This window comes from Paenibacillus sp. P22 (assembly GCF_000469945.2).
In the GTDB taxonomy this organism is placed as follows: domain Bacteria; phylum Bacillota; class Bacilli; order Paenibacillales; family Paenibacillaceae; genus Paenibacillus_O; species Paenibacillus_O humicus.
Map to the genome: position 1 here is coordinate 1 of NZ_CBRA020000226.1, position 8,867 is coordinate 8,867.

The 8,867-nt window shown below is 55.3% G+C and carries 8 protein-coding genes; 1 reads left to right on the forward strand and 7 read right to left on the reverse strand.

What is annotated here, in order from left to right; genetic code table 11:
- Positions 1-87: 87 nt before the first annotated feature.
- A complete protein-coding gene (locus tag BN871_RS23810) occupies positions 88-765 on the forward strand; it encodes a hypothetical protein (protein ID WP_048749404.1) in 678 nt (225 codons plus the stop codon).
- Between the two features lie 214 nt (positions 766-979).
- Here the strand turns inward: BN871_RS23810 and BN871_RS23815 are convergent, their stop codons facing one another.
- The 7 genes from BN871_RS23815 to BN871_RS23845 form a co-directional block, all read right to left on the reverse strand.
- Entirely contained in the window at positions 980-1,366 is a 387-nt protein-coding gene (locus BN871_RS23815; RefSeq protein ID WP_048749406.1) for a GIY-YIG nuclease family protein, read from the reverse strand.
- A gap of 26 nt (positions 1,367-1,392) precedes the next feature.
- Positions 1,393-1,872, reverse strand: a complete 480-nt coding sequence (locus tag BN871_RS23820; RefSeq protein WP_021877816.1) for a DUF6530 family protein — start codon at positions 1,870-1,872, stop codon at positions 1,393-1,395.
- 337 nt (positions 1,873-2,209) lie between these two features.
- A complete protein-coding gene (locus tag BN871_RS23825) occupies positions 2,210-3,034 on the reverse strand; it encodes a carbohydrate ABC transporter permease (RefSeq protein WP_021877818.1) in 825 nt (274 codons plus the stop codon).
- The gene (locus tag BN871_RS23830) at positions 3,027-3,920 is read right to left on the reverse strand and encodes a carbohydrate ABC transporter permease (protein WP_048749409.1); all 894 of its coding nucleotides are present in this window, start codon (positions 3,918-3,920) and stop codon (positions 3,027-3,029) included. The genes BN871_RS23825 and BN871_RS23830 overlap by 8 nt, the downstream gene beginning before the upstream one ends.
- A gap of 110 nt (positions 3,921-4,030) precedes the next feature.
- A complete protein-coding gene (locus BN871_RS23835) occupies positions 4,031-5,350 on the reverse strand; it encodes an ABC transporter substrate-binding protein (protein ID WP_048749411.1) in 1,320 nt (439 codons plus the stop codon).
- 170 nt (positions 5,351-5,520) lie between these two features.
- Complete coding sequence (locus BN871_RS23840; RefSeq protein ID WP_048749416.1) at positions 5,521-7,284, reverse strand: sensor histidine kinase; 1,764 nt, start codon at positions 7,282-7,284, stop codon at positions 5,521-5,523.
- Positions 7,285-7,308: 24 nt separating this feature from the next.
- Complete coding sequence (locus BN871_RS23845) at positions 7,309-8,784, reverse strand: helix-turn-helix domain-containing protein (RefSeq protein WP_048749414.1); 1,476 nt, start codon at positions 8,782-8,784, stop codon at positions 7,309-7,311.
- Positions 8,785-8,867 lie beyond the last annotated feature (83 nt).

The following is an 8,867-nucleotide window of genomic DNA, read 5'->3' on the forward strand; positions in this document are numbered from 1 at the left end:
GGCTGCAGGCGCGTCAACTAGACATTGCCCTGGAACAATTGACGCTTCAAAAGTTTTTCTCGTACTTGATCGAAGGAGGTCGCTGAATTGGGTTCATTGGCTGTTCATCTAAAGGCGACTTATTTGCAAGCGAGGATATGCATCTGGATGGTCGTTGTTTTCATCCTCCTTGGCAGGCTGGCGGAATACATGGTCGGTCTCTTTACAGACAGCAGCCAAAACTCCGTACTCTCGGACGGCAACCTGCTGCTGCTTATTTTGCTCCTTTTCGCCATCGTACTTCCTCTTGGCTATTACAGTCGCATCGTACATATAGGCGCAAGCCGAAAACAATACTTCTGGGGGCTTCAATTCGTTTATGCCGTGTGGGCAGCGGCCCTCGCTTTATTCAATTGTTTATGGCCTATGCTGGAGGCGAATGTGTTCCACAAAAACACCGTTGATCTTGTTGAAGCGTTTCATTGGAACGAGTTTGGCGTGGCGGGTTCTTTTTTCTACCAGACTGTTTTTTATTTGATGTCGATGGCGCTGCTGAGCATGCTGGTCTCCGGCTTCCGCCATTTTGCCGGCTGGCTGCTGTGGGCGCTGTTCATTGTGGCGATCCCGACCGGAACGGCGATTCCTGAGCTGCGCGCTCATGTGGTTTCTTTTTTTGAAGCCTTGCTTTTCAACCGCTCCCTGCTCGAGGGCGTCGGATTTAATCTGGTGCTTTACTTCGTTTTCGTCGCCGGCGGCTGGTTGTTCACCAGAAGAAGAACACACTGATATTCGTGTCGCCCGGACATGGCTTCGATAGGCCGACCTGGCTGAGGATGGGGCAGGCCGGAGAAGAACCGGGCGGTGCTGGCGAAGCCGCTTCAGCCATCCGCGCCTTAAAGGCCGGCTGTCGCGAGCATGCGCAAAAAAGCTCCCGGAGACGCTGATTCAGCGGCTTTCGGGAGCTTTTTGCATTCCGTTCTCCAGCACTAGGAGGAATACCTTACCGCTTCGGCTTATTGTATCCTTTGTCGCCGTAAGGCTGCAGCTTTTCGATCCACAGCTCCAGAAGCGCATCCACTTCGGCCTGATAGCCTTTCAGCTCCTCGGGATCTCCGGCGTACTCTTCTCTCGGCTTGATCTGGTCCAGCTCCTCGAAGACAAAGCTCTCCGCTCCGTAAGCCTTCCAATCGCTCTTCAATTCATGCAGCGTGTTCATCCCCGTGCTCTTGAAAAAATCCAGCCGGTTCTTCGCTCCGGGCAGATCCATGCTGCCGCATACAAGCACTTTGCCGTTCTCCTTGTTCCGGATCTGATACACACCCATCGGGCGGAACGATTGCTTGTAGGAGGAGGCGAGCTCCTTTTTGCTTTGCTTGTCCAGCGCCATTCCTATCCCTCCTTTTCAGATTCCGATCAATAGCCCATTTCCGCCAGAATGCGCGAAAGCGTGCGCAGCCGCTCTCCGATCAGCTCTCCATCATCGCTCAGCGCCTGGCTGAACAGCTTGATATCCTCGTCGAGCTTGTCATTATCCGTACATACGGCTACCGTCATGGCGTCTCCCTGGAGGCCGATCCGGTCGATCACAGGGTTTGCCGGATCGTACAGCTTGGGATGCTGGTAGGCATCGCGGAAGTGAGCCATGCCGCTCGCAACGAGAATCGCCAGATCCAGCACTCGGTGCAGAGGGAGCTCTTCCGATTGCCTGGACCATTTCTCTCCCGTGTAGCGCCATACTTTGGCCGAAATGTCCACCTTTCCGCGATCATTCCATTGGGCGAGGCCGAGCGACAGGCCTTTCGCATCGGAATGGCCGGCCTGGCGTCCATCGACGTCGGCGTAATTCTCGACCGTTAGGACCGGTTTATGCTTGAGCGTAGTTGGAATTTTCATTTGATTTCCTCCAAAAGAGAGATGGGATCGAAATGATTATTTACTAATTTACTAAATTACTAATTTACTGTTCAACTCATCATATCGTCACAAGCATCTCCCGTCAAGGGACGATCTGTCCCTATCCCTTCGAATGCCTTCGTTCCCGGAGCTTTTCTTTCCCGGTTGGCTGCAGCCGGCCAATACCGGTCTCGCAAGCGGACATACGGAAAAGACCGCGAGAAGGGGAACCAAGTTCCCTTTCTTGCGGTCTCTTTCCCCCATCCGCCAATAATGATGGATGGCTGGCGGAAACGACGGAGGGATTGCATGTTCTTCTGTTTCCGCCTGATTCCGGTTATTTGACAGAACCCGTCATGCCCGCCACGAAATGCTTCTGCATCAGGAAGAAGACGAGCGCGGTCGGCAAGGTGCCGATGACGATGGCCGTCATGATGACTCCGTAATCCGGAGTATAACCCGAGCCGAGATTGGAGATGAGCAGAGGAATGGTCCGCGTATCTTCGGATTGAAGCACGATAAGCGGCCAGAGATAGTTGTTCCAGCTGGACATGAACGTGATGATCGCCGCGGCGGCGTAGGTGGTTCTCATCGTCGGGACGAAGATGCGGAAGAACAGCCCCAGCTCGTTCACTCCGTCGATCCTCCCCGCTTCCAGCAGATCGCGCGGGAACATCTTGGTGCTCTGGCGGAAAAAGAAGATCAGGAAAGCGGTCGTCATCGTCGGCAGCACGACAGCGGCGGCGGTATTGACGCCGATGAAGGGAACGGTACGGGAAACGGCGGCGAACATCCGGTACAGCGGCACCATCAGCGCGGCAAAAGGAATCATCATGGACAGCAGCAATATATTGAAGACGATATCCTTCGCTCTGCTGCGGTAGACCTCGAACCCGTATCCGGCAAGAGAGCCGATGACCAGCGCCAGGAAAGTGGTCGTCAGCGACACTTTGGCGGAGTTGGCGAGCGCGGTCACGACATCGTATTGATCGAACAGATTCCGCATGTTCGCGATGAGATGGCTGCCTGGCAGCAGCCTCCCTTGCGTCACGTCGACGGATTTATTCGTTGCGCTGACGATCATCCACAAGAACGGGAATACAGAGACGACGGTGGCCGCGATGAGGAAAGCATACGTGAAAGCCCTTCTCGGTTTAACCATTTCGATCACCTGCCGCTTTGAACTGGATGATGGAGAAAAGGACAATCAGAGCTACGACCGAATAAGACACCGTTGCCGCGTAGCCGAAGTCCGGCGTGTATTTGAAGGACAGGTTGTAGATGTACTGGGAAATGGTCGTGGTCGCGTTGCCCGGACCGCCCTTGGTAATATTCATGACCTCGTCGAAGAGCTGAAGCGTCCCGATCGTGGAGGTGATTGAAGTGAACAGGATGATCGGCTTCAGCAGCGGCACGGTGATGCCGAAGAACTGGCGGACCGGACCTGCTCCGTCGATGCGGGCCGCTTCATAGATCGAGCTGTCCACGTTCTGCAGCGCGGAGAGGTAGAAAATCATGTTGTACCCGGTCCATCGCCAAGTAATGGCGATGATGATCGTCGCTTTGGCCCAGAATGGGTCCGTCAGCCACCCGATCGGCTGGGAGACGAGATGGAGCTGGATCAGCGCCGTGTTGACCAGCCCGTCTTGGCCGAACAGGTATTTGAAGATGACGGAATAAGCGACCAGGGAAGTGACGCAGGGCAGGAAGATCGCCGTGCGGAAAAAACCTCTGAACTTGAGCCCGCTGTCGTTGAGCAGCACGGAAATGAACAAAGCAAGCACAATCATGATCGGAACCTGGATGATGAGGTAAGTGAATGTGTTCTTCACGGCCGCCAGAAAGGTCGTGTCTCCGAACAAGCGCCTGTAGTTCGCCAAGCCGGCAGCGTGCAGGTTCGTGCCTTTGCCCGATTTCAAAGACAAGAGGAACGCTTGAATCATGGGATAGAAATAGAAGGCGCAGATCAGCAGCACCGCAACCGAAACAAATATCCAGCCGATGGCTTGGGATTTCCGCTGCAATCTCGCTCCGGTTCTCGCATTCATGCGGGAGCAGCTCCTTTCTTTTGAGGACGCCAAAATAAGGGTAGAGCGTCCGGAAGCCGGCCGGGTGTATCCACACCGCCTGCCTTCGGACGCCCAAGATTTCGGAAAGACTATTGGGTTTGCGCTTCCGCTTGCTGCTGAGCGTCCTTCAGAACAGCGTCAATCGATTTCCCGCTCAAGAAGTTCTGCATTTCCACGATCAGGATATCTTCGATCGCATATGTGCTGGCGCCATAGTTGACGCGCGGGATCTGATTGGTCCAGTTGGCGAAATCGGCGATGACGGTCTGATTGTTATAGAAGGGATCGGCTTGGGAATAAGCTTCTCCGGAGGCGGCAGGCGCATAGGTTCCGATGGCGCCGATGTCGGTGATCAGCTTCTGGTACAGCTCCGTGCTGGAGCCGAACGTTTTGGCCATGAAGTCGGCAGCCGCCTCTTTGCCGGGCACGTTGAGGACATACCACGAGCTGCCTCCGAGGTTCGATGCATTGACGGCGCCCGATTGGCCGGACAGTCTTGGAATCGGCACGACCGCCCATTTGCCGGATTGATCTCCTTGCGACTTGATGGAAGCGCTGATCCAGTTGCCGGTCGGCACCGAAGCGACGTCGCCGCTGTTGAAGGCCGCCAGGTATTGGCTCCAATCGGACACCGGCTTGACCATGTTGTCCTCGATCATCGTTTTGTACAGCTGGAAGGCTTCCTTGAGAGCCGGATTGCCTTCCAGGTAAGGCTTCTTGCCGTCTTTGTCCATGTACCAGGAGCCTGCTGTCTGGATCATGGTCCGGACGATTCCCAGGTCGTTGGGATCCAGGGCGAGCATATTTTTGCCGGTCGCCTCTTTCACTTTTTTGCCGATCTCGATGTACTGGTCCCAGGTGATGTTTTGCAGGTCGGAGGTTTTGTAGCCGGCTTTCTCCAGATAATCCGTCCTGACAAACAGGCCGGTCACGCCGGAGTCGAACGGGAGTCCGTAATTTTTGCCGTCGACGCTCGTCGGCCCGATTTTGTACTGGGCGAAGTCGGAGCCTTTGATCGAAGAGGTGAGATCGAAGAACATGTCCGGGAACGCCTGGAGGAAGCTTTGCGCGCGGTAGTCCTCGATCAGGACGATATTCGGAAGGCCTTTGTTCGAACCCGAGCCGAAGCCGGTATTCAGCTTCTGGACGATATCGGCCTGGGCATTTTCAATGACGGTGATTTTGGTGTCCGGGTGGTCCTTCGCATACAGTTCCTTCGCGAGCTCCAAAGCTTTGATGTTGAAGTTCTTGTCCCAGGCCCAGATCGTGATTTCCTTGGATGAGCTTCCGCCGCTCGGCTCGGTTCCGCCTTTATTGGCGCTGGAGCTGTTGCCGGAGCCGCTGTCGGAGCTGCAAGCGCTTAGGATCAGGAGCAATGCCATGGCTAAAAGCAAGGTTGCTTTTTTCATTCTCGAACCCCCAAAATCATAGTTTGTAAGCGATTTCCGCCTTGAAGCCATCGTAGCATCCGCGAAAATGAGGGGGTTAGCATTATCTTTATCTCAACCGGTACTTTTATCGCTTTCCTGCAGATGACAGCCCTTTCATTCCGCACTTTATTTGGAAAGCAGCACGATTTTCAGCTTTTTTGAAAAGGAATCCGAATCCGTACCCGCGTCCCTTCTCCCTGCACGCTGTGGATGGAGATTCCGTAAGGCTCGCCATAGAGCAGGATCAAGCGGTCGTGGACATTGCTCACCCCTATTCCCGTGAACAGCTGCCGTCTGCTCTTGGAGCTCTTGGGCCTCGGCCCGCTCATGTCCATGCCGTCTCCGTTGTCGGCGACCTCGCAGGTCAGCGTCTCGCCTTCCCGGGTGATCGTAACGTACACATGACCTTCCGGCTTCGTATTGAAAGCGTGGAAAAAGGCATTTTCGATGAAAGGCTGGATGATGAGCTTCGGCAGAGACGCTTCGCAGCATTCCTCCGATACGAAATACTGCACCCGGATGCGATCGCCGTAACGCACCTGGTTGATGAATACGTAATGCTTGAGATTGTCCAGCTCCTGGCCGACCGTGACGGTCTCGCTGACGTTGCCTATGGCGTTCTGGAGCAGGGAGATCAGGGCGTTGATCGTTTCCGCCGCCTTCTCCCGGCTTCCCTGCTTCACCATGATTTTAATCGAGGCCAAAGTATTGTACAGGAAATGGGGATTGATCTGGCGCTGCAGCGCGGCCAGCTCCGCCTGCCTCTGCTTCTGCTGGGTCTGCACGAGCTGCTCCACATATTCATGCAGCTCGTCGAGCATGAAGTTGAAGGCTTGGGCCAGCTGCCGGGTTTCATAACTTCCCGACACCTTCACGTAATGATGGAACTCGTACTTCGAAATGGTAGAGATCTGTTTGACCAGCCGGGTCAGCGACTTCGTCATTTTGCGGGTGATGAAGAAGACCACGATAAGGGCTCCGGCCACGATGGCCACACAGATCAGAAGGATCGACCGGGTATCGATAAGCTGGCCTAGCGCCCACTGCTTGTCGATGAGATTGACGATGTACATGTCATAGAAAGAGAGATCCTGCGCGAGGATCAAGTCTTTTTTGCCCATGAATTCCGCTTCCTTGAAGGAAAGTCCCCGCTGCTGGATGTCCACGGCATGCCGGAGCAGATCGGGGGCTTCCTGGCCGATGAGAGCCGAATCGTTGCTGGAGATGATGACGCCGGATTTGCTCAGGATCACAACCGAGTTCCCTCTGCTCGTATAGCTGCTGTAGAAGCTTCTCAGCTGGCTCTCTGGAATCGCTACGTACAAAGACCCGTAGACCTTTCTTGTGGTCCGGTCCATCAGCGCCTTCGCAGCGACAATAAACGGCTTTTGCTCCCCTTTGTCCGGATCGTAATGGAACTCGTACTGAAGCCGGTCCGGCGCCGACTGGACGCTTTTTGCCAGCGGGCTTGCCTTGAGCTGATCGTCCGTGACGGACCAGATGCTGCGGCTGGTGGAGTATGTGCGGCCATTGTTCCCGAGCACGAGGAGATCGACATCGTACGCATCGAGGTTCGAGCTGCTCGGCTTGACCTGCTTGCTCATGCTGTAGTAGCTCTTGAACAAGGCCGCCGAATCGGCCGTCCCCTCCGTAAGGAACTGCCGTACCGTTCCGCTTTGCTGGATGTTGATGATCGAGGTGGAGACGGCGTCGTTGAACGATTCGAACCCCGACTTGATCTGGCTGATCACCTTGGCGTTCGTGATGCTGAACGTATCCATGAACAAGCGCTCGGAGATCCGGATCGTGCTCCACGAGGTCAGAAGGGATACGGATACGATGCTCAGCAGCAGAACGACGAACATTTTCATGAACAAGCCGTGGAACTTCAACCGTTCCAATTTCCGCTTCATTGCCTGCATGCCGGCCACCCTTTTCTATTTCGCATAATGGCGTCGATACTCGCTGGGCGAGAAGCCCGTCGCCTTTTTGAACACTCTGGAAAAATAGCTGGGATCCGAGTAGCCGACCCTCTCGCTGATTTCGGAAATCGTCGCCTCTCTCTGCCTCAGCTGCTCGGCCGCCTTGTCCGTACGGATCTTGTTCAGATACTCCGTGAAGCCCTCCTTGTTATGGGAGGCGAAGTAGCTGGACAGGTAGGAAGGATTGAAGTGGAAGTGCTTGGCCATTTCCTTCAGCGTGAGAGGCTCCGCATAATTTTTCTCGATATATTCGAGCAGCCTCTTCATGTTGCCGCCGCCGGGCTGCTCCTGCTGCCCGATGCACAGCTTCGCCTCTTCAATGAAGGCATTCAGGCATTCCGCTGCATCCGGGGCGTACAAGGACTCGTTGATCTCGTTGAAGTAGGCGTATTTGACCCGTTCCAGCTCCTTGACATCATGCTTCCCATTGACCAGAAGCACCGTAATATTGAACATGATCGCAGTCAGGAACGATTTGAATTCGAACACATCCGTGCCGCAGCATGAGGCCCATGCATCCACATAATTTTTCAACTCCTCAAAAGCAGCTTCGTAACGGCCGTGCCGGATTTCGTCCGCGAATCGATTCAGCGGGAAAGGGCCCGGCGGGAGCCCGGCAGCCGGCAGCTCCTCCTCCACGATGACCCTCCGGTCCGGCAAATAAAACCGGCTGTTCAGCCGCTTGGCAAGCTCGCCGTCATATACATCCGCCGTGAGGGCGATATTGCCGTAGACGCGGCTCAAGGCGAATGCGGCATGCGGGAACTGCTCCTCCGTCAAGCGGGCAACGGCCCGCAGCCACTCGAGTACGCCGGAACTGCCGCAAGACTCCAAATTGAGCAGCGCCAGGACAGATCCGCTCTTCGGCTCCAGCACGCATGCGGCCGTGTCCGGCAGCAGGCAAGCCAGCATTTCCTCCATAATCTTCCGCATTTCTCCTGTCTCGAAACTCGAGGAGGGACGGGTCCTCAGCTCCGCACCCGCCAGGCAAAAATGACGATGAGGAAACATTCCCTCCATCGAGGCTTCGTCCAAGTCCGCTCCGCGGCTGCCAAGCAGCCTTTCCACTGCTGCCCGCATGGACAGCTTCTCCGGAGAGGCAAGCTCGGCCCTGGCGAGCGACGGAATCCGGGCAGCCGTTTTTTTCAAGATGCGCAGCAGCTCGTTCTCCTCCAGCTTCGGCTTCAGGATATAATCGGCGACGCCGCTTTGGAAGGTCGCTCTCACATAATCGAATTCTCCGAAGCTGCTCAAGATGATGACCTCGATATCCGGATACCGGCTTTTGATTTGCCGTGTAAGCTCCTCTCCGTCCATGACAGGCATGACGATATCCGTCAGCACGATATGGGGACGGAGCTTGTCGATGAGCGACAGGGCTTCCTTGCCGTTGGAAGCCTCGCCCGCGATGCGGAATCCCTCCTGCTCCACAGTTCAGATGGATTCTYGACTTGATCAGCACCTTCATCCACCAGCACAATATCGCACCATACTTTTCTGTCATGGTCAGCCCC

Excerpts from the sequence above, each read along its gene's own strand:
- BN871_RS23815 (WP_048749406.1), bottom strand. The coding sequence starts at position 1,366 with ATGGCGCTGGACAAGCAAAGCAAAAAGGAGCTCGCCTCCTCCTACAAG.
- BN871_RS23820 (WP_021877816.1), bottom strand. The coding sequence starts at position 1,872 with ATGAAAATTCCAACTACGCTCAAGCATAAACCGGTCCTAACGGTCGAG.
- BN871_RS23825 (WP_021877818.1), bottom strand. The coding sequence starts at position 3,034 with ATGGTTAAACCGAGAAGGGCTTTCACGTATGCTTTCCTCATCGCGGCC.
- BN871_RS23830 (WP_048749409.1), bottom strand. The coding sequence starts at position 3,920 with ATGAATGCGAGAACCGGAGCGAGATTGCAGCGGAAATCCCAAGCCATC.
- BN871_RS23835 (WP_048749411.1), bottom strand. The coding sequence starts at position 5,350 with ATGAAAAAAGCAACCTTGCTTTTAGCCATGGCATTGCTCCTGATCCTA.
- BN871_RS23840 (WP_048749416.1), bottom strand. The coding sequence starts at position 7,284 with ATGAAGCGGAAATTGGAACGGTTGAAGTTCCACGGCTTGTTCATGAAA.